Annotated in this window: 19 protein-coding genes; 11 read left to right on the top strand and 8 right to left on the bottom strand. The window is 39.7% G+C overall.

All coding sequences use genetic code 11. The features are described from left to right. The coding region (locus tag G4P69_RS03760) for a transposase (RefSeq protein WP_208348560.1) at nt 1-165 on the bottom strand (165 nt) is incomplete at its 3' end. 68 nt (nt 166-233) lie between these two features. On the opposite strand from G4P69_RS03760, the gene G4P69_RS03755 reads away from it, so the two are divergent. Beyond that, entirely contained in the window at nt 234-1,646 is a 1,413-nt protein-coding gene (locus G4P69_RS03755; protein ID WP_243902614.1) for an RNA-guided endonuclease InsQ/TnpB family protein, read from the top strand. Nucleotides 1,647-2,406: 760 nt separating this feature from the next. Further along, entirely contained in the window at nt 2,407-3,384 is a 978-nt protein-coding gene (locus G4P69_RS03750; RefSeq protein ID WP_208344610.1) for a sucrase ferredoxin, read from the top strand. Here G4P69_RS03750 and G4P69_RS03745 read toward each other — a convergent pair. From G4P69_RS03745 to G4P69_RS03735, 3 genes are all read right to left on the bottom strand, one after another. Beyond that, the gene (locus G4P69_RS03745; protein ID WP_208344609.1) at nt 3,338-3,793 is read right to left on the bottom strand and encodes a GNAT family N-acetyltransferase; all 456 of its coding nucleotides are present in this window, start codon (nt 3,791-3,793) and stop codon (nt 3,338-3,340) included. The two genes, G4P69_RS03750 and G4P69_RS03745, sit on opposite strands and share 47 nt — an antisense overlap. A gap of 408 nt (nt 3,794-4,201) precedes the next feature. Next, nucleotides 4,202-4,426, bottom strand: a complete 225-nt coding sequence (locus G4P69_RS03740) for a hypothetical protein (RefSeq protein WP_208344608.1) — start codon at nt 4,424-4,426, stop codon at nt 4,202-4,204. A 505-nt stretch (nt 4,427-4,931) separates the two neighbouring features. Further along, the gene (locus G4P69_RS03735) at nt 4,932-5,144 is read right to left on the bottom strand and encodes a type II toxin-antitoxin system VapB family antitoxin (RefSeq protein WP_208344607.1); all 213 of its coding nucleotides are present in this window, start codon (nt 5,142-5,144) and stop codon (nt 4,932-4,934) included. A 272-nt stretch (nt 5,145-5,416) separates the two neighbouring features. On the opposite strand from G4P69_RS03735, the gene uvsE reads away from it, so the two are divergent. Together uvsE and G4P69_RS03725 are read left to right on the top strand one after the other, a co-directional pair. Beyond that, nucleotides 5,417-6,361 carry a UV DNA damage repair endonuclease UvsE gene (uvsE, locus tag G4P69_RS03730; protein ID WP_208344612.1) on the top strand — a complete coding sequence of 315 codons (945 nt, stop codon included), beginning with the start codon at nt 5,417-5,419 and terminating at the stop codon, nt 6,359-6,361. A 58-nt stretch (nt 6,362-6,419) separates the two neighbouring features. Further along, nucleotides 6,420-8,015 carry an Hsp70 family protein gene (locus tag G4P69_RS03725; protein ID WP_208348550.1) on the top strand — a complete coding sequence of 532 codons (1,596 nt, stop codon included), beginning with the start codon at nt 6,420-6,422 and terminating at the stop codon, nt 8,013-8,015. 344 nt (nt 8,016-8,359) lie between these two features. On the opposite strand, the gene G4P69_RS03720 is transcribed toward G4P69_RS03725, so the two are convergent. Together G4P69_RS03720 and G4P69_RS03715 are read right to left on the bottom strand one after the other, a co-directional pair. Further along, the gene (locus G4P69_RS03720) at nt 8,360-8,872 is read right to left on the bottom strand and encodes a L,D-transpeptidase (RefSeq protein WP_208344605.1); all 513 of its coding nucleotides are present in this window, start codon (nt 8,870-8,872) and stop codon (nt 8,360-8,362) included. Nucleotides 8,873-8,951: 79 nt separating this feature from the next. Next, the gene (locus G4P69_RS03715) at nt 8,952-9,584 is read right to left on the bottom strand and encodes a bifunctional 4-hydroxy-2-oxoglutarate aldolase/2-dehydro-3-deoxy-phosphogluconate aldolase (protein WP_208348547.1); all 633 of its coding nucleotides are present in this window, start codon (nt 9,582-9,584) and stop codon (nt 8,952-8,954) included. A gap of 394 nt (nt 9,585-9,978) precedes the next feature. On the opposite strand from G4P69_RS03715, the gene G4P69_RS03710 reads away from it, so the two are divergent. From G4P69_RS03710 to G4P69_RS03695, 4 genes are all read left to right on the top strand, one after another. Next, nucleotides 9,979-10,791, top strand: coding sequence for a DUF2382 domain-containing protein (locus G4P69_RS03710; RefSeq protein ID WP_208344603.1), 813 nt, complete (start codon nt 9,979-9,981; stop codon nt 10,789-10,791). A 269-nt stretch (nt 10,792-11,060) separates the two neighbouring features. Beyond that, the gene (locus G4P69_RS03705; protein WP_208344602.1) at nt 11,061-11,981 is read left to right on the top strand and encodes a PRC and DUF2382 domain-containing protein; all 921 of its coding nucleotides are present in this window, start codon (nt 11,061-11,063) and stop codon (nt 11,979-11,981) included. Nucleotides 11,982-12,101: 120 nt separating this feature from the next. Then, complete coding sequence (locus tag G4P69_RS03700) at nt 12,102-12,962, top strand: PRC-barrel domain-containing protein (RefSeq protein ID WP_208348544.1); 861 nt, start codon at nt 12,102-12,104, stop codon at nt 12,960-12,962. 91 nt (nt 12,963-13,053) lie between these two features. After that, nucleotides 13,054-13,959 (top strand): ion channel, encoded by a 906-nt coding sequence (locus G4P69_RS03695; RefSeq protein WP_208345938.1) that lies wholly within the window; start codon nt 13,054-13,056, stop codon nt 13,957-13,959. Between the two features lie 79 nt (nt 13,960-14,038). Here the strand turns inward: G4P69_RS03695 and G4P69_RS03690 are convergent, their stop codons facing one another. Further along, the gene (locus G4P69_RS03690) at nt 14,039-14,239 is read right to left on the bottom strand and encodes a hypothetical protein (RefSeq protein ID WP_208345937.1); all 201 of its coding nucleotides are present in this window, start codon (nt 14,237-14,239) and stop codon (nt 14,039-14,041) included. 276 nt (nt 14,240-14,515) lie between these two features. Continuing rightward, nucleotides 14,516-15,859, bottom strand: a complete 1,344-nt coding sequence (locus G4P69_RS03685) for a sensor histidine kinase (protein ID WP_208348534.1) — start codon at nt 15,857-15,859, stop codon at nt 14,516-14,518. A gap of 660 nt (nt 15,860-16,519) precedes the next feature. Here G4P69_RS03685 and G4P69_RS03680 point away from each other — a divergent pair. The 3 genes from G4P69_RS03680 to G4P69_RS03670 all read left to right on the top strand — a co-directional run bounded on the left by G4P69_RS03680 (nt 16,520) and on the right by G4P69_RS03670 (nt 20,018). Beyond that, nucleotides 16,520-17,560, top strand: a complete 1,041-nt coding sequence (locus tag G4P69_RS03680; RefSeq protein WP_208348531.1) for a permease — start codon at nt 16,520-16,522, stop codon at nt 17,558-17,560. A 113-nt stretch (nt 17,561-17,673) separates the two neighbouring features. Continuing rightward, entirely contained in the window at nt 17,674-18,447 is a 774-nt protein-coding gene (locus G4P69_RS03675; RefSeq protein ID WP_208346200.1) for a TIGR03943 family putative permease subunit, read from the top strand. Between the two features lie 71 nt (nt 18,448-18,518). Next, nucleotides 18,519-20,018 (top strand): TolB-like translocation protein, encoded by a 1,500-nt coding sequence (locus G4P69_RS03670; RefSeq protein WP_208348528.1) that lies wholly within the window; start codon nt 18,519-18,521, stop codon nt 20,016-20,018. The last annotated feature ends 21 nt before the right edge of the window (nt 20,019-20,039 follow it).

Genomic DNA, 20,039 nt, shown 5'->3' with positions numbered 1-20,039 from the left:
ATGTTCGGTGACTAGTTCAAAAATAATTTCTTGGAGTCTAGCAGCCACTTGATTGACAAGTACTGCTTTTCGACGTTTAGGACAGAACACAAAGTGATAATTCAAAGATGTTACAGAACCTTCAGCGTGTCGGTACTCATAATCTTTAGACGAAAGTTTAGACATTTTCTGGAACTTTTTAGTTATAATATGTATCTAATACTATAGCTAAATAAAATGGAGGTGATGACCAGTTGTACAAAACACAACAAATTAGATTAACTGATGCAATTAACAACGAGACTTACAACTTCCTGATTTTGCTTTGTGAACAAGCGTCAAAGCTTTCAAATCAAGTTGTTTACTCAATCAGACAGAAACATTTTGAGACTTGTGAACGGGTTGAGTTTTTTGACAAGGACGAGTTTTACCGCTCTGGGTTCAAAACCAAGAAAATCAGCGTTGATAGTTATGCTTCACTATGTAAAGAATTTACCAGCAGTGAACACTATCAAATCATGGGAGGACAGCAAGCACAGCAAACGATTAAGTCAGTTATCGAAAGTTTTCGCTCTTACAATGAATTACTGCCATTGTTTTTTAGTGGTGAGTTAAAAGGTTTTCCGCGTATTCCTGGTTATCGCAAAGACGGGTTAAGCGTCGTCACATTTCCCGCTCAAGCCGTAAAGCTAGACATAGAAACAGGGATGTGTCGTTTAGCAATCTCACGGGAATTATCCAAGGACATTTTAAATGATGTTTGGATTCCAGGGGGATACGGGTTTAAGCCTCATCAATTGGTTGAGGTTCGGATACTTCCTCGTAACCGCGAGCTATATGCTGAGTACGTTTACAAATCTGGGAATGAGGCAGTAAGCTGCTTGCTGGGACTAGATCATTCTCAAGCTTTGGGCATCGACCCTGGTACGAACAATTGGTTAACTTGCGTTTCCACACTAGGTAAATCTTTCATCATTGATGGTAGGCAACTCAAGTCCCTTAACACTAACTACAACCGCAAGGTTAAGAAAATTAAAACAGGAAAACCACAAGGTTTTTGGAATGATGAGTTAGCTGATTTAACAGAACTGCGTAACCGACAGATGAGGGACGCTATCAATAAAACAGCTAGATTCATTGTCAACTACTGCCTTAACCATAAGATTGGTAACGTGGTGTTTGGCTGGGGTCAGGGCGTTAAGGACAAGATAACTCTAGGAAAGCGCAACAACCAAAACTTTGTGCAGATCCCGACGTCTAAGCTTAAAGAGCGCATCCTTACACTGTGTGAGGAAATTGGTATCCAGTTTACTGAAACCGAAGAATCATACACCAGTAAGACAAGCTTTTTGGATGGTGATTTCTTACCTAAATTTAACGGTGAAAAACCCGAACAGTGGAAACCATCAGGTAGGCGTGTTAAGCGCGGAATGTATAAGACCAAAAACAATCTAGTTGTCAATGCTGATTGTAATGGTGCAGCAAACATCCTGGTTAAAGTAAAAACACAGCTAGGCTTATGTCTAGCCAAGGTAATAAGGGAAGTTTTGACCCTTCCCAAGCGGTATGACGTATTTAGTTCGCTAAAGAAAATATATCGCAAACGTAGCGAAGTGCGGATTTTATCCGCACTTCGCTACATCAGTTTAGAATCCTCTTGGCTTTAGCCAGAGGAGAGGTCAAAAACCTCCAAAACAACAGCTTAGTAGGGGTAAACGGCGTTTGCCCCTACTTTCTATTATGGTTAACAGTATTAATTGTCAATAGGTTGCTTTTATTATTGGCTTCAGTTACACTCGATGCAGACTCCCAAATCAAGCCCGATGTAATTTACATCTATGTCGTATGAACGTGAACAGACGATTAATACATTAGGAGGCAAACTATATCGAAGGAATTTACAAAGGAATTTACAAAGTCTACTCACTGCGAGCAAAATACCGCTTGAAACAGAGCAAAAATATATATAAGCGTTAGATAAAAATATTGCTATTCAGTTATACTCAGATTCAGATAATGGGTATATGACTAAGGAATAATTGCAAATTTTTAGCATCTAAGCTAGAAATAAAGGAGAACCAAAGCATAAACTGTTACTCTTAACCCTACTTGTACCTAGTTACTGACAATCTTTTGCAGTATGCGCTATTTTAGGAATATATTAAATATCTTAGAAGAATTCTTAACAAAGAATTCGACGAGCAAAGCAGTATTTATACTTGCTAAAGAGCCAGATAAATTTGCTCTTTTGATTCCTTTCAAAAAACACACATCAAGGAATACTTGTCTCTGCTATAGAGAAATATTTTCCCATAAAAACTGTGACTTTTTGTCTCGCTTAGTAGTCGAAGGCTTACTTTGCCTTAGGCAGCAACAAAGCTACCACCTAAAATTTGCTATTCAACTCAACCAACTAGTACATGAGCAATGAACACTTTCTTTTGTGCAGACCATTCACGACAAGTAGGAGAAGATATTATTGGTAGTGCTACCAATTACCAAACTTATATCCTTGTTGAGTGTCCTCAACCTTGGCTATCAGATCCATTTAATTCTAAATGGGTTCCTGAGAATTTGCGTGTTTTAGAAAAAGAGGTGAAGCAAAATAAACTGCCAATAAAATTTCTGTTAATTTCTAATAATAGATCGCATAAAGTAGACAGTACAACCCTCATAATTTATGACAAAAAAGAGGGGTTTGATAATGGCTACCAAAAACATGAGTTTCAACTATCCAATATTGAGCAAGTTGCACCGGTAGTGAGAAAATGGTTACGGAATGGAATTCTTAATCATGAGTCACAAACAACTGTAACAAGAGATATTTTAGTGTGTACCCATGGTAGTCATGACGTCTGCTGTGCTAGGTATGGTAATCCCTTCTACCACCAAGCTACAAACACTATTTCTGATTTAGGCTTTGATAATATCCGTGTTTGGAAATCTAGCCACTTTGGTGGACATCGGTTTGCACCAACAGCTATAGACTTACCAGAAGGAAGATACTACGGTATGCTCGATGTTGAGTCATTCAAGTCAATTTTGACTCGTACCGGTGATATCAATTGCTTAGATAAAGTTTACCGTGGTTGGGGAATTCTGCCAACAGCCATTCAGGTTTTAGAAAGAGAACTAATGCGTGAGGTAGGATGGGATTGGTTTAATTATAAAGTTCAAGGTAGAATCATTGAGCCTAGTGCAGAGAAGAATATGATTCAAGCAGAGCTAACTGTTGAAAAACCGGATTCTTCTTCGCTAACTTATCAAGCCCATCTTGTAAACTATAGTACAAAAAACTTAAACTTAAAGGGTTCTTGTTATACCAAGAAAGAGATAGTATGTAATAAATATGTTGTAGCTAACCTCTCACTTGTCGAGAAGAAGCTTGTAACTTGTACGACATAAAAATGTGAGGAATACCCAAATAATCAAAGAATTCCCCCTCTGCTACAAATCCTAGTCTCTCATAAAAGTTAATAGCATTGATTCGGGATTTTAATCTCAAAATTTGGAGATTTTTTTCAATACCTATTTTTATCAACTGTTCCATCAGCTTTGTGCCAATACCTTGATTGCGGAATTCTGGTAGCACAGCAACAAAAGCGATGCTACCTAAATCTTCAGAAAGCAATCTTAATCTTGCTGAGCCAATAATTTGACTATCCGAAACAGCAACTAGATGACAAGCACCCTCTTCATGTCCATCTGTTTCTGTTCCTTGAGCCATTCCCAACGGTGCTCTTAGCACTAGCCATCGTTGATAGAGCAAATCGTTCAGTTCTTCCTGATTTTTTACAAGGCGTACTTCTGCCATTACTGAATTATATATCCTCATACCATTTTTATATAAAGACGCATAAGAGCCCCACCGCCTTCTTTCCTCCCCTTGCCAAGGGGAGGTTAGGAGGGGTAAAAATAATGTGCAGCTTCACAGAAAATTGGTATCACAGCCTACATAGTAAACTTTGGAGGTTGTAATAGGAGAACCATCCTTTGACTGGCATTGTTGGGAGATTCCTAAACCATTAACCTTCACCCTAACCATCCCCAACAGGGAGAAGGGCAAGAATTTCGCTTTCTTCTCCTTATTGGGAGATAGGGTTAGGTATGACGGTAATTTGTATCTGTATGCAACAACGCCTTTTGATTAGTGCCCGTCAGAGCAAGTTAAGCTCTACTCAGCACTTCTCCCTGTTACAGCAGCTCCAGATTCTAGAATCTACTACTCCACTTTAGATGTTGTTGGCTTGAGGAATATCCAAGCGACAAAGAATGTCGCAGCCGTAAATAGTTGCATTAAATCTAAAGCTGATAGATAACCATCTGAAAACGAAGCGATGCTGCGATCGGTGATTCCAAATAGCCAAGATGAAATACCAAATAGCCAAATGCCGTTTTTGAGATTACCCAGAAATTCCAAAGAGTCTGATGGTTCCTGATTATTCATGATTCTTCTGCTTTGTTGGTGAACAACCTGATGATTATGAGGAATTTACCAGCAGCGGCTGAGGCTACAGGCACAATTCCGGCTAGATATGGATTACACTCGTTAACTTTTATCGCTCCTAAGATCGAACATATTTATTATATTAAATAATATTGAATGTACTTGACATAACTACCAAAAGGTACATTAAAAATTCTTGATTTAATAGTGTTATTGTATTTTTTTATACATAAATAATGTTTTTAGGAGATCAGTTAGGCGATTTGTTTGTGTGTTTGCCTGTTGGTGTCAATATGACCAAATAATTTATTTAAGAAAGGGTCAGACAATGCTGACCCTTTCTCCGTCGCTCAGTGTGAGGATAATCATCATTCTCGCACTGCTTATTTTCGATTTCCTGAAAGTCCCTTATTAGCTCTCAATTTCATTCATCAGTATTAGGGTACTTCTAAGATTCGGACAAATATCGCTTCAACACGTCGATGTTCAGATCCAAACAGACGTATCAATCAGCAGCATGACGAGTTTCGCGCAAAGCTTTGTGATCAAAATCCTCAGTAAATTGAATTTGTCCCGCAAGATCCAGCAGGTTTTTCTTACGACGGGAACGCACAAGTTCTTGCAGAGCCAGTTTCAGCAATTCTTCCTGGCTAGTAAGGTTGGTAAGTTGAAAGGCTTCGTTGAGAAGGGATTCGTCGAGGTTCAGGGTGATTCTCATCTGGTGTCTGTCCGATCATTGACGAATTACTGATGTATCTTGCAACCAGTATAACTTACCTTCAATCTCGAGATAGATGAACGAAAAAAGGCCAATATGAAGCAGACCGAGAGAGACTTTGAAGGATATAGCAGCCTTCTTGAAAAATCCTCAGGAAAGCAGAAAAACAGCAAAAGTCTAATTGTTACAATATATGTATTATATAAACACCAGACTCAGGCAAAGCCAGTCTGGATAAGTTCATTATTTCAGCAGTGCAGCAATCCAACTTAATCTCAACAATTGACTCAAAATTATCGAATGCAAAGCAGTTGCAAAAAAGTGCTTTACCGCACTTAGGACTGGTTTGCATTACTGTTTCTAAGGAAGTGCGTTTCCGTACCATCACACTTAAGCGCTACTCTCAGATGTCTTTAGAACAACGTGAAGCGACGCTCAGAGAACTTTATCAGGATAACTTGCAGCGCTTGCATAAAGCATTATCTTTTTGCGAGGAAAACAATCTTCAGCTTTATCGCATGACTTCTGCTTTATTTCCTCTGAGTGATCTCGAAGATCGAATTGGGGAAAATATATTAGAGGAAATGAGCCCGGATTTAAGAAAAATTGGGCAACGAGCGGTAGAATTGAACATAAGAATGGTGCTACATCCGGATCAGTTCGTGGTTCTTAGTTCTGATAACCCGCAAGTGGTGGAAACAAGTATCAAAATTTTAGAACGACACGCTCGTACACTCGATTTACTCGGTTTACCACGTTCATCTTGGTCATTGATGAACATTCATGGTGGTAAATCTCAGCGGGTAGATCAACTTGTGCAAGTTATTTCAAAACTGCCAGAGTCTATTAAAAGTCGCTTAACTTTAGAAAATGACGAAAACGCTTATAGTGCAAGCGAAATTTTAGAAGTTTGTAAGCGTGCCAATATACCCCTGGTATTTGATGCTCATCATCAAATTTGTCACGAAAAGTTAGACAGTTATGACGATCCTAGTGTAGCGGAAATGTTTTACGCAGCGCGGGAAACTTGGGCGAACCCTGATTGGCAGTTAGTCCATATTTCTAATGGGGAAGAGGCTTTCAACGACAGAAAACACAGCGAGTTGATCACTGATATGCCGAGTGTATACCGCGAAGCACCTTGGATAGAAATCGAAGCTAAACGTAAAGAAGAGGCGATCGCCTATTTACGTTCTTGGTGGCTTCTGGAGAATTGATACTACAGCTATTTGGCGATATCATCTCGAAATGGGCGATTTTTCAAATTGAAATAACATGGCAATCGCAATCGATTTTGGTACAAGCAACACAGTTATTGCTCGTTGGAACCCCGTAACTCAACAGCCAGAAACACTTAACATACCGAGTTTATCAATACAACAAAATTTAAACCCTCCATTAATCCCTAGCTTGCTTTATGTAGAAGATGCAGCCAAAGAACAAGTTATAGTAGGACAACAAGTGCGCGATCGCGGTTTGGATTTGAAAAATGATCCGCGATTTTTCCGGAGTTTCAAACGCGGTATCGGTACCCCAATCCAAGGTTTCTTACCGGAACTCGACGAGCAAACAGTTACTTTTGAGCAAGTAGGACAATGGTTCCTTACCAAAGTAATTCAGCAATTAACATCATCACAAGGTGATTTAGAGTCTTTAGTATTAACAGTACCTGTAGATAGCTTTGAAGCTTATCGCCATTGGTTAGGAAAAGTTTGTCAAGCTCTCCCCATAGAACAAGTGCGGATGCTGGATGAACCTACAGCCGCAGCTTTGGGGTATGGTATGGTAGAGCAAGAAGTTCTCCTAGTCATTGATTTTGGCGGCGGAACCTTGGATTTATCCCTGGTGCAGTTGGATAAAAGCACACAAGGAGCCCAAAAGCCTTTAGGATTTCTTCTCAAATGGGGTGATAAGTCGTTAACTGATTCTAAGCAAAAGGTAAAAACTGCTCGTGTACTCGCGAAAGTTGGTCAAAATTTGGGCGGTACTGATATTGATAATTGGGTAGTTGATCACTTTACCAAAACTCAAGGGCTGGTGGCGAGCCCTTTAACAATCAGGTTAGCAGAACGATTGAAAATTCAGCTATCTACCCAAACTCAGGCTAGTGAAGTTTATTTTAATGATGAGACGTTTGAAAGTTACGAACTAGAAATTAACCGCGACACGTTAGAGACTATTTTACAAGAACACTCATTTTTTGAGTTACTAGATGAGTCGATGACAAGTCTGTTACAGCAAGCACGACGCCAAGGAATTGAAACCTCAGATATTAACGCAGTTTTACTAGTCGGGGGAACAGTGCAACTCCCAGCAGTACAAAAATGGGTACAGCAGTATTTTGATCAAGCAAAAATCCGTTGCGAGCGTCCCTTTGAAGCGATCGCTCAAGGTGCTTTACAATTGGCTCAAGGTGTAGAACTTAAAGATTTTCTCTACCACAGCTACGGTATTCGGTACTGGGATCGTCGTCGTAATCAACACAATTGGCATCCGATTATTAGAGCTGGACAACCTTACCCCATGACTCAATCTATAGAATTACTCTTGGGTGCTTCTGTGGAAAGTCAACCCAGTATTGAATTGATTATGGGAGAATTGGGAGCAGATACAGGTAGTACTGAAGTTTATTTTGATGGCGATCGCTTAATTACTCGTCGCCTTGACGACGGTACAACAAGTGTGAAACCGCTGAACGACAAAGATGGTGCAAGAAACATAGCTCAACTGACGCCGCCTGGTTATCCTGGGAGCGATCGCATTAAAATCTTCTTTAGAGTTGATGAGCAACGCTTTTTGCGAATCACAGTTGAGGATTTGTTAACGAATGAAACGCTGTTAGAAAATCAACTTGTAGCACAGTTATCCTAGGGGCATGCCCTATGCCCTATGCCCCATGCCCTATGCCCTATGCCCCATTCCCCATGCCCCATGCCCTATGCCCCATGCCCATTACCATTTTTGACCAAAACGTTGACTTTGACTAAAACGTTATCATCAACTACAACTTTAACCCTGACTAAAACCCTGAGTGTGTCTTCAACTTTGACGAGAACGTTGACTTTGAACACAATCTTAAATCTCACGTAGGGATGAAGGGGTAGGGATATTCCATAGCATGAAAGAAGAAGGCATCCTTGCTCCAATACCCTATTCCCTTCTCAAGACCTACAATAGTGTTGTCTTAATCAAAGTACTTGCCAATTTGGCAAAAACTATTTGCTCACAACGACTGGAGTTCCTAAAGACGCCCATTGGTATAACCATTTAGCATGATCTGGTGCGACATTAATACAACCGTGGGTAATTGGTTTGCCAAATTGTCGATGCCAATAAGCTCCGTGAATAGCATAGCCAGCGTCGTAATACATTGCATAAGGAACGTTAGGAACATCATAGTCTTCACCTTTCATTCGGGCAAGCTTCTGCTTGGATTGAATCTTAAAAACCCCAATGAGTGTAGGAGTAGATTTTTTCCCAGAGGAAATAACAACTGCATAGACAGGTTTTGCTCCTTCCCAAGCAGTTAAGCGTTGTGTCGTCAGGTTAATCTCTATCCAGCGTTGATCAGATTGTTGTAGCGTAACTTTTTCTTCTTGAATGATCTGTTTGGTTGAATTCGCCCACACCTCACTTAAAAGGACACCAACAACAGTACAGTTCAGCGCTACACTTATCAGAAATAACTTCAAAAGACGCACCCAATGAGGAGATATGAGACTTTTCATAAGAAGTCCACTCAATTCTTGTGCTTCTATAATTCCCACTCTATGGCTGCGCTATAGAGATAGGCTGTGAATTCTCATGCTAAATTAACTGTTGACATAAATTGGTTGCGAGTTTAGCGATCGCCTCCCAATCTTCGAGTTCCACAAGCTTTTTGGGAAACAGTTCTCCACCCAAACCTACTGCAATCGCTCCCGCATTTAAAAATTCCTTAGCATTTTCTAAAGTTACACCCCCTGTTGGGATTAAGGGAATATGCCCTATTGGTCCTTGTAGACTTTTTATATAATTAGCACCTCCTACGGCTTGTGCTGGAAACACCTTCACACAAGTTGCTCCACTTGCCCAAGCTGTGACGATTTCTGTAGGCGAGAGCGCTCCTGGTATAATTGGTAAATCTAGACTTGCTGCTGCTTGAATCAAAGCTTGGTCAACATGAGGTGTAAAGATAAATTGCGCGCCAGCTTTTATTGCTTCTTGCATTTGTTGCATGTTGAATATAGTACCAGTGCCAATGATGCAGGTGGGTAATTCTGTGCGGAGTTGCGAGATTAATTCGGCAGCGCGATCGCTACTCCATGTAATTTCAATTAACCGCATTCCTCCAAATGCTACAGCGAAAGCCATCTTGCGTCCCAATGATATTTCTGTAGTGCGGATCACTGCGATCGCTCGATTTTGTTCTAACTGTGATAACCAAGCCTGACGAGACATTTCTCTACTTACCTATTAACGAAAATAGTTATTGAAGAAAACAAGAAAGTTTACGGTGCTTACCTTTCCGCTTTCACGTGCAAAACCGAGGGATAAAGTTGCTAGCTACATTTGTTGAAATTGCTTAATAAATTTTATTTTTAAATTTATCTAACAATTCTAATTGATGAGTAAAAGTTGAAAGCTTGAGAAACTGTCCCTCTCCTCACTACCAGATATTATAAGAGTTCTATTCAATCTTTCGGAATATATATTTGGAGTTAGCCATAAATCCAGTGGCTAAGATTTAGCTATAAAAATACTAACCTTAAACAATTAAAATAAGCCGCCAGCAAGATGCAAATAACTCGATAAGTTTTTATAGTTAATTTAAATATTTCTTGGTAAAAATTCTATGCCTCTTTACAAACTAGCAGACTTTGATCCAGATTATAAAGAAACTTTTGGTGGTGATGATATCAAATCTTTAAGTCTCTACACAGAGGGAGGCGAGAGGATCGGTTCAGTCTCCGACGCATTAGTAGATCCAGAAGGCCGTTTTCGCTATTTAGTCATAGACTCTGATTTCAATTCTACCGGTAAAAAAATCTTACTACCCATTGGTCTTTCCCACATTGATTATAATGCTCACCGAGTATATGTAGATGGATTGAGTAGGCACCAAGTAGAACAGTTGCCTGAATACAAAGAAAGCATGACCGTTGATTACGATTATGAGGAACAGGTACGCAGAGCGTATCGCCCGACATCTGACAATCTCACTCACAGTCGGGACAGCTACGATTACCAACATGATCCATCTCTGTATAATTTGAATGAGCAGAAGCATCAAACATTTAAACTGTATGAGGAAAGATTAATTGCTAACAAAAATCGCGTCAAAACAGGGGAAGTGGCAGTAGGTAAGCATATTGAAACAGAAACAGCAAGGGTTGCAATTCCCCTTGAAAAAGAGAGAGTCATCATCGAGCGAGTTACACCAACAGAAACGGTAGTAGATCCAAGCACATTGAAGTTTCAAGAGGGCGAAGTAGCACGCGTAGAAGTTTATGAAGAAACGCCTGATATCCGTAAAGAGGCGTTCGTTCGTGAAGAAGTCAGAGTCAGGAAAGTTGTAGAACAAGAAACTGTTGAAAGACAAGAAACAATTCGCAGAGAAGAGTTAGACGTTCAGACTCAAGGCGATTTGCCAATAGATAGCGTCTAACAATTAATTTATAAAGTAGTCAGGATTCAGAATAATTATTGGTTAAAACTTCGTTCTTTATTTACGAGACAGAGGTTAAAACTTTTTGTTTAAAACACCGTACCTTTATAGGTCGTGTATTCTGAATCCTGAATCCTCTTTTATAACTTCGATAAACTTTAAAATCATAACTAATTATTGAATTAAATTCATTCGATGGGAAGATGATTTTTAAAGCAGATTTTTTTAGATTAGTTACAACAGTAAAAACAATTCGAGGATAAAAAAATATGGCACTTTACAAAATATCAGATTACGATCCAAACTACCGCGATACCTTTCAAGGTAATGATATTAAAGGAATGGCCATCTACGCAGATGGAACTGACGAAAAAATTGGTACTATTAGCGATGTATTAGTCGACGATGAAGGACATTTCCGCTATTTGGTAGTTGACCTAGGATTCTGGATCTTTGGGAAAAAAGTATTGTTACCAGTAGGTCGCTCTCGAATCGACTATAATACTAGTCGTGCTTATGCTGTTGGGATGACAAGAGAACAAGCAGACAATCTACCTGAGTTTAACGAGCACGATACTTTAGATTACGACTACGAAGAACGTGTACGCGGTGTATACCGTAATCCCGCAGAATATAATCAAGGCGTAGCTACACCTTTAGATACATCTGCTCCAGTTGAAAGCTCAGCTGCTGTAAATAACCCTATTGATGCTACACGAGTTCAACAGCCAACAGTCCCTTCAGCATACAACCGTGATACCTACTCTTATGAAAGAGAGCCTTCCTTATACGGATTAGATGACAAAGATCAAACACTAAGATTGTACGAAGAGCGCTTAATAGCAAGTAAGACGCGTCAGAAAGCAGGGGAAGTAACAATTGGTAAACACGTTGAAACTGAGACAGCACGAGTTGCAATTCCTTTAGAAAAAGATCGAGTTGTTGTTGAGCGAGTTACTCCATCCGATGCAGGTAGAGCAGTTGCCCCTGGTGAGGCAAACTTTAGAGAAGGGGAAGTCGCTCGTGTGGAACTTTACGAAGAAACACCAGATATTCGTAAAGAAGCTGTTGTTAGAGAAGAAGTCAGAGTACGAAAAGTAGTAGATCAAGAAACTGTAGAGGCGCAAGAACAGATTCGTCGCGAAGAACTGGATGTGAATTCTGGAAATCTTCCAATTGAAGAAAGATAAATCAAATTTAATGTTGATTTAATCAGTCATTGATTATTAGTGAATAACTAATAATCAATGATTTATTTGATATCAATTAGTCACATCATGCCAGCATGATTTCATCAAGCTTAAATAAAAATGATTTCTCTAAAAAGATCTAGTTTAGAACAGCAAACCAGAATTGATACTTCACTTAAAAATTTACGTGAGAGAGTCAAAAAATTTGCCGTTGTAGATAGCCAGGGAAACATAATAGGCGAAGTTACAGACTTGATGGTTGACTCTGAACGTCAACTCAATTTTGTTGTTTATAGTGATACAGAAAACAAAATCTATTTTAACCTCAACAGTAGCCTAGTTAAAAAAATTGATTCGAGGCTTAAATGTGTTTTCATAAAAATAGATTTGGGAAAATTACACACGAATTTTGAAAATATAAAAAAAGAAAGTACTATCATGTCTATAGAAAAAGATGATATCTACCATGAAATAAACAGTAAGAATATAAAAAATATGGAAGTAATAAATAACAATAATAATTCAGTTGTTTCCGAAAATGTCGAGGTTCCAGAAGAAGAAATCATTCGGTTACTAGGAGAAAAAATAATTGTTGACCGTAGCAAGCGGAAAGTTGGAGAAGTTATTGTTCGCAAAGAAATCGAAACTCGAATAATACAAGTACCAGTACGACGAGAAAAGCTGATTGTCGAACAAGTTAGCCCAGAACACAAGCAGCTTGCAGAAATTGATTTAGGAGAAGAAGAAATCTCGCGAATTGGGTTGATAGAATCAGAAAAAGTCCAGCCAGCGAGTCTTGACAGTGGGATGAGTGTCAGTGGTGAATTCAGCTCGCCTAAAATCGCTAGTTTACTTTTAAATGCGATCGCCCTTGAAAGAAATCATGGATGCAAAACGGTGAGAGTCACGGTTACTGTAGAGAATGAGGAATACCAGAAAAAATACCAAGAATGGTTTGCCCACACCTCTACTAGTCAATAAATACAGGAGTAGAATTTAAGCTGGGAACAAGTAATTTGGTAGTATGGTGAGCAATAGTGCTTACCATACATAGTTTTTTGATCTACTCCTAATGAACGTTCGACTAAAAAGATTCTTAAAAAACCGGCAGCAACGGATCCATATTAAAGTGGATAATGGTCACTTCCATATCTCAGGTATGAATGCTTGGTATTCCTACTTACGTGATCCTTATCATCTGCTGCTGACAATTTCTTGGACTAGCTTTCTAATATTTATTTCTATTTTTTACATAGCACACAATGTTGTGTTTGCTCTACTTTACATGCTAGGAGGTGATTCTATTGCAAACGCTCGACCAGGCTCTTTTTTAGATGACTTCTTTTTTAGTGTTCAAACTTTAGCAACTATCGGCTATGGTGCGCTATATCCCAAAACTGTTTACGCCAATATCATTGTCACTATTGAAGCTATGACAGGCACGATAGGAGTTGCTGTTTTAACAGGACTAGCTTTTGCCCGGTTCTCAAAACCCACAGCGCGCGTCATGTTTAGTAGCGTTGCCGTGATCACTCCTCACGAAGGAGTCCCCACGTTAATATTTCGCACCGCTAACCAGCGCCGTAACCAGATAATAGAGGCGCAAATGTCAGTGTACTTAATGCGTGATGACGTGACTCTTGAAGGGGAATATATACGTCGTATTTACGATCTTAAAATGCTAAGACACAGATCACCTAGTTTCTCATTAAGCTGGTCAGGAATGCATCCAATCACTGAATCTAGTCCACTTTATGGTATAACACAAGAATCCTTGATTCAAACAAATACTTTAATTATTGTCTCCCTTAGTGGAATTGATGAAACAGTTGCACAGGTTGTTCATGCCCGTTACACTTATACTCCTTATGATATCCTGTGGAACAATAATTTTGTGGATATCATTCATACAACACCTGACGGGAACCGTTACATAGACTACAAGTGCTTTCACAATGTTGTACCTTTAGATTCTTGATCACCAGAAGTTTTACGCAAACACGAAGGGGGGTAGAAATTTTTCCTTGCCCCTTCCTTTGCTGCAGCAGTTAAACAAGTCAATCTTCCTGTGAGCTTTGTTTAGCTGGTGATTGCAATTGTTTGATCACAACTCGCCCATTTTCAACCACAGTAGCAGTCTTAACTGGCTTCTCTCTCTCGTTGAGAGTGGCTTGCTCACACTGATGTTGGTGATAGTTATTTTGCTCTTCTTGTTGATTGAGGACAACAACGCAACAGGAGCAAGAAGTAAATGACATATTAAGATAATTTGAGCATGTATTTTTATTATCGCTCAATTATGGAATTGGCGCTAGTTCAAAGGGGGTAGGGTGTGGGGTGTAGGGTGTAGGGGCAGGGGAGGTAAGCAGTACTAATTCCTTGCAGCTAGCAATTGACCTATATAATAGAGTACCTCTGCCCCTCTGCTACCTGCTCTATCTTCTTACCAGTTACCTCAGCAAAGGAAACCTTCTCACGCTGCTTGCTTCGCTGCTCTGTGATCCCTGTCCCCTACACCCTACACCCCACAACCGTTAAGTTAAAGGTAGTAAGATCTCAAACTCCGTTCCGACGCTAAGTTTTGAATGAAAATTTAATCGACCGCCGTGTCTGGCGGTTATTATTCTATAGCTGACTGCTAAGCTGGTTTCTTTATCAGTTTGTTTCCCTAAAGAGAAAGAATCAATTATTTTCTGCTGTAACTTTCGAGACAATCCTGGACCATTATCCGTAATCCGAATAGAAACCCAGCGAGAGAAGAGTCCTGGTGTTGTTGCCTCTTGTGAAATAATTGCTGTAGTAATCTTAATTAAGGGTTTGCGATCGCCATCCGGATTGAACTGCTGTCTTACTGCTTCATTAAGCAAAGTATCGACTGCTTGACTTAAAATGTTCATAAATACCTGGCTTAATTCGCCAATAAAGCAATACACTGGGGGAAGACGGCCATATTCTTTGACGATTTCAATTTCTCCCTTAATGCGGCTATTTATTAGCAAAACAATATTATCTATACAATTATGTAAATCAGCTGGCTTTGGATAAATTCCGTCAATATGACAAAAGTTTTGTAACCCCATAACCAATTTTTTTAACCTTTCTGCACCTGTCCGAATACTAGCAAGAGATTTTTTTAAATCTTCTTCTAAAAAATCATATTCAATCTCTTGCTTGAGATGCTCTATTTCTACAGAAGTATTGGATGAGTTTTGACTATAAGCTGCTACTAGCTTAATCAAGTCTTGGCTATAGTTAGCAACGTGAGTTAAGTTACCCCAAATAAAATTTACCGGATCTAGAATCTCGTGTGCCACTCCGTCAACCAAACGCCCTAGGCTCGCCATCTTATCATTTTGAATCATTTGGGCTTGGCTGCGTTCGTTCCTCACCTGAGTTTCGATTCCCCGAATTTGCCAAGAAACTATATTTAGTTCTTGTACGTCTAGTAATCGGTATATGTCAGGAGCTGTTTGCACTACCACCGGTTCCGCGAAAAATTCTGGCGATCGCCTAAATATTTGCTGCATCGCTGTTAAAATCGGCGTAGTATCCGGAAGCTGCACAATTGCAGTGCGAATATAGCTGTATACAACACCTAGCGGCTGTTGAAAAAACAAATCTTGTCCACAAGGACGGATTAACAATTCCAACAGTCGTCGCCGAGAAATCATCCCCATGTACTTCCCCTTTTCTACCAAAATCGCTCCTGGGAGCAAGGGGTATTGATCAAAAAAATTAGCAACTTCTGCCGCACAACAGCTAATTTCTACCGAAAAATTGTAAAGTGGTAATTCTTGGAGTGTTGATTGTGAGCCTAAAGGGCAGTTACGCCCTTGGCACAAAACTGGTGGTGAGATTTCAGAACTATATTCTTGCACTTAGAGCCTTAAACTGTATCAATATAGACAGGATTCCTAATCAATAAATTAGCATCTCAAACTGAGCAATGGGCAATGGGCATGGGGCATGGGGCATTGGGTATGGGAGAAAAACCCAAGGAAAGCATCATAGAACACTGAGATTCAATCAGCTATAGGGGTCAACAGAACAGAAAAATCTCTCTTTTACATTGCACCTCTAGATTTAGGTAAGTAAAACTAACCCTAAGTATCTAAGTCAGACTAGAATCCTTTCTTCCCATGCCCCATTCCCCATGCCCCATGCCCCATCCCCCATGCCCTTCTTCATTAAAAACTATGAACCATTGATGAAAATTTGTCTAAGATAACATAATATCAACGCAAGTTACGGTAAGTATAAAACTACGTCGGTAAAATATTGAATATATTGGGTAGATGCTTATGGTTGTGAATCTGAACTATTTCGTAGCTTTAACACTCTAGGGGCACAATTTATAGTTTGTAGAGACAACAACGTTAGTTATAACTGTTTAGGACACTCAGGCGCAACAACAAACAGACAATCTGCTGACTACTTGTATACCAATATCATCTTCCTTCTCTATTGCTTTTCTCCCACTTCGACAAAATGACTTGGCATAACTTCACAATACAACACCGCTTTAATCAGCGACACCCATGAATCAATTGAACAATGGCTTCACCCTATTTCTCAGTCTGCTAGTTGAGGCGATGCCTTTTTTGTTACTGGGAGTTTTATTCTCCAGTTTATTGATGTTTTTTGTTGATGAGCGCAAACTGGTGGAAAAAATGCCTAGAAATCCACTGTTAGGTGCCTTATTCGGTAGCTTAGTAGGCTTTTTATTTCCTGTTTGTCAGTGCGGTAACGTGCCAGTAGCACGACGGCTACTCATGCAGGGAGTACCAACACCAGTGGCGATTGGTTTTTTGTTAGCAGCACCGACAATCAATCCTATCGTTATTTGGGCAACTTGGGCGGCTTTTCGCGATCAGCCGGAAATAGTGGTATTAAGAATCGTGTTTTCTCTATTGATCGCAACTATTGTGGCTGTTGTCTTCAGTTTTCAAAAGGATTTGACTCCAATATTACAACCTGCGATCGCGCGTTATCTGAAGTACAGTTCTCCACATTCACCCGAAACTAAAACAGACCGCCAGCAAGCAAATACACCCACTTTATTGCAACCAGGAACTTATTTGCTAGGAGGAAGAGCTAGTCAAACCTTGCGGATGGATCTAAATTCTGTACAATCACGCGATAAAAAGCCAACAGCTCCTCAAAAACAATTATCAGATAAACTACGGCTTCTAGTTGAGAATAGTGTACAAGAATTGCGCGAGCTGGGGTCAGTATTGGTGATAGGGAGTGCGATCGCTGCTGCTATTCAAGTACTTGTACCCCGTGAAGTGATCTTTAGTCTGGGTGCTGGTCCTGTGAGTTCAGTCGTTGCTATGTTAATTTTATCAGTACTAGTATCGATTTGTTCGACCGTTGATTCGTTTTTTGCTTTGTCCTTTGCTTCTGCTTTTACCAGTGGCTCCCTGTTAGCTTTTCTGGTACTAGGACCAATGATTGACTTTAAAGGCGTTGGTTTAATGTTATCAATTTTTAAACCTAGGGCTGTTATCTATTTATTTGCTATGGCAGCACAATTAACATTTTTATTGACCCTTTTCTTGAATTTACAAGTTATTTAGAGGATAGCGTTTATTAATCAGGGCTTAAGATAAACCCTGATTAATAACTATTAATAACTATCCAATAACCAAACACCACCAACAAATAACTACTCACTACTCCTCCTTGAAACATGAGCTCAGCCCAAAATATCAAATCTAAAAAGAGAATTAGATTAACCCCTTGGCTGGATGTCTTAGCAATCAGTGCTTGGGGCATTTTAATCCTAAAATATTGGGCGACCGGTAAGCTAAACTTATTAATTCATCCGGATTACTTTTGGTTAGCAATTTTAGGTGCGTTTGGCTTGTTAATTATCGCCTTACTTAAAGCAGTACAAGTTGTTCAGCAACGACCGAATGATGTAACTCCTGCACCTGCGCATATCACTTTATTTCCTCCTAGTTGGGGCAGTTCCTTATTATTGATATCAGCAATTCTAGGATTAATTATTACGCCCCAAGTTTTTGCTAGTCAAACAGCCCTAGAACGGGGTGTGATGGATCTGGCAGGATCAACACGCCCTCAACCCCAAGCATTTCGTGTTTCTGTTCGTCCAGAAGAACGAACACTTATAGATTGGGTACGGACACTCAATGTCTATCCAGAACCAGATGGATACACGGGACAAAAAGCAAAAGTACAGGGATTTGTCATTCATCCACCAGAATTGCCAAAAGATTATTTATTTCTGGCACGATTTGTTATAACTTGTTGTGCCGCAGATGCTTATCCTGCAGGATTGCCTGTTAAACTTAAAGACACCCGCGATCAATATCAACCCGATACTTGGCTTGAAGTTGAAGGAAAAATGGTAACAGAAACTCTCTCAGGTAAACGTCAACTTACGATTGCTGCTACTTCTTTGAAACAAATTCCCCAACCCAAGAATCCTTATAGTTATTAGGGATTGGGGATTGGGGATTGGGGATTGGGGATTGGGAAGAGTCCATAATATTTAAGATTTAATATTTAGCAATGACTATAAATAAGGGATTTTTTCAACCTCTAGATCGTGTTGTCATCGCACTGACGCTCATTCTGAGTTTGTTAATAGGGTTACTGATGTTGCAAGGTGATGTAGTAAAGCCTAGTATTAGACAATTTAGTTGGCAGAACAAGCAAATTGCAGGAGATGATTTATCTTTTACCCTAACTTTTAGTCGTCCAATGAATGTGAAAAGTGTAGAGGATAACTTGAAAATCGAGCCGCCCTTAGCAGGTAAAGTTAGTTGGGCTGGAAGACGTATGGCTTATACACTTTTAACACCAGCACCCTATGGAACAAATTATCAATTAAAGTTGCAGAATGCTCAAGATAAGTTTTCACAAAAAAAAGGAAAGCCTAGAGTTATACAACCCTTTACAGGCAACTTCCGAACACGCGATCGCGTCATCCTTTATATAGGAACTGATAAAGAAGATCAAGGTCGTTTAGTACTTTACAACTTAACCCAAGAGCAAAAAAAAGTACTTACACCAAGCGACTTGGTTGTTGTTGATTTTAAGCCATTTCCAAATGGAGAAAAAATTTTATTTTCTGCTCACACAAAACAAGATGTTGACGTATTGTCTGCTCAAATATATACAGTAACAACAGGTATTCCCTCACAATCGGAAAAACAACCAGACGCACCAAATAAAATTGACTTAATTTTAGATAATAAAGAATATCAAAATTTAAAATTTGATTTATCGCCTGATGGAAAAACTATTGTAGTTCAGCGAGGGAACAAAGCTAATCCTGGTGACTTTGGTTTGTGGTTTATGCCCGCAAACCCCAGCAGTTCTGGCGAAAAAATCGTTCCTAAACGGCTACAAAGCCAACCAGGGGGAGATTTTATGATTACTCCAGATAGTAAAGCTGTAGCAGTAGCTCAAGGACAAGGAGCAGCAATTTTACCGCTACAAACCGATGCTAATAAACCCTTGGATTTTTTGCCGCAGTTTGGTTTAGTACAAACTTTCTCAAAAGACGGCTCGCAAGCAGCAATGGTAAAATTTAATACAAATTATACACGAGATTTGTTTTTGGTGACTAACCAAGGCTTACAGAAACAACTGTTACGTACAACAGGCTCAATTCTCAACTGCCAATTTGATACTGCGTCACCTAACCTTTACTGCTTGCTAACACAGCTATTACCTGGACAACAATATCAGGAACAGCCATATGTAGTAGCTATTGATTTAAAAACGTGGCAACAGAAGCCACTGATAGTACTACCTGCCGCGCAACGAAATGTACGCATGAGTTTAGCACCCGATGGCTTAGGCTTATTATTTGACCAAGTAGTACCACAGACAAATGCAGCAACATCATCAGCTAGTCCTTTAACAACAGATGATGGACAACCGATCGCTACTAGTAGCTTGTGGTTACTACCTGTATTACCCGTTACTGATCCAGCAACAGCAGCACAAATTAAACCAGAACAACTTCCCCTATCTGGTTTTAATCCCCATTGGTTACCATAATTGGGCATGGGGCATGGGGCA

Source organism: Aetokthonos hydrillicola CCALA 1050 (assembly GCF_017591665.1).
GTDB classification, from domain to species: domain Bacteria; phylum Cyanobacteriota; class Cyanobacteriia; order Cyanobacteriales; family Nostocaceae; genus Aetokthonos; species Aetokthonos hydrillicola.
The sequence above is the reverse complement of the archived record's forward strand: the minus strand, read 5'-3'. Positions and strand labels throughout refer to the sequence as shown.

Coding starts and splice junctions, on each gene's coding strand:
- G4P69_RS03740 (WP_208344608.1), bottom strand. CDS start 4,426: ATGAATAATCAGGAACCATCAGACTCTTTGGAATTTCTGGGTAATCTC.
- G4P69_RS03695 (WP_208345938.1), top strand. CDS start 13,054: ATGAACGTTCGACTAAAAAGATTCTTAAAAAACCGGCAGCAACGGATC.
- G4P69_RS03710 (WP_208344603.1), top strand. CDS start 9,979: ATGCCTCTTTACAAACTAGCAGACTTTGATCCAGATTATAAAGAAACT.
- G4P69_RS03700 (WP_208348544.1), top strand. CDS start 12,102: ATGATTTCTCTAAAAAGATCTAGTTTAGAACAGCAAACCAGAATTGAT.
- G4P69_RS03745 (WP_208344609.1), bottom strand. CDS start 3,793: ATGGCAGAAGTACGCCTTGTAAAAAATCAGGAAGAACTGAACGATTTG.
- G4P69_RS03675 (WP_208346200.1), top strand. CDS start 17,674: ATGAGCTCAGCCCAAAATATCAAATCTAAAAAGAGAATTAGATTAACC.
- G4P69_RS03735 (WP_208344607.1), bottom strand. CDS start 5,144: ATGAGAATCACCCTGAACCTCGACGAATCCCTTCTCAACGAAGCCTTT.
- G4P69_RS03715 (WP_208348547.1), bottom strand. CDS start 9,584: ATGTCTCGTCAGGCTTGGTTATCACAGTTAGAACAAAATCGAGCGATC.
- G4P69_RS03725 (WP_208348550.1), top strand. CDS start 6,420: ATGGCAATCGCAATCGATTTTGGTACAAGCAACACAGTTATTGCTCGT.
- G4P69_RS03720 (WP_208344605.1), bottom strand. CDS start 8,872: ATGAAAAGTCTCATATCTCCTCATTGGGTGCGTCTTTTGAAGTTATTT.
- G4P69_RS03750 (WP_208344610.1), top strand. CDS start 2,407: ATGAACACTTTCTTTTGTGCAGACCATTCACGACAAGTAGGAGAAGAT.
- G4P69_RS03680 (WP_208348531.1), top strand. CDS start 16,520: ATGAATCAATTGAACAATGGCTTCACCCTATTTCTCAGTCTGCTAGTT.
- G4P69_RS03705 (WP_208344602.1), top strand. CDS start 11,061: ATGGCACTTTACAAAATATCAGATTACGATCCAAACTACCGCGATACC.
- G4P69_RS03670 (WP_208348528.1), top strand. CDS start 18,519: ATGACTATAAATAAGGGATTTTTTCAACCTCTAGATCGTGTTGTCATC.
- G4P69_RS03690 (WP_208345937.1), bottom strand. CDS start 14,239: ATGTCATTTACTTCTTGCTCCTGTTGCGTTGTTGTCCTCAATCAACAA.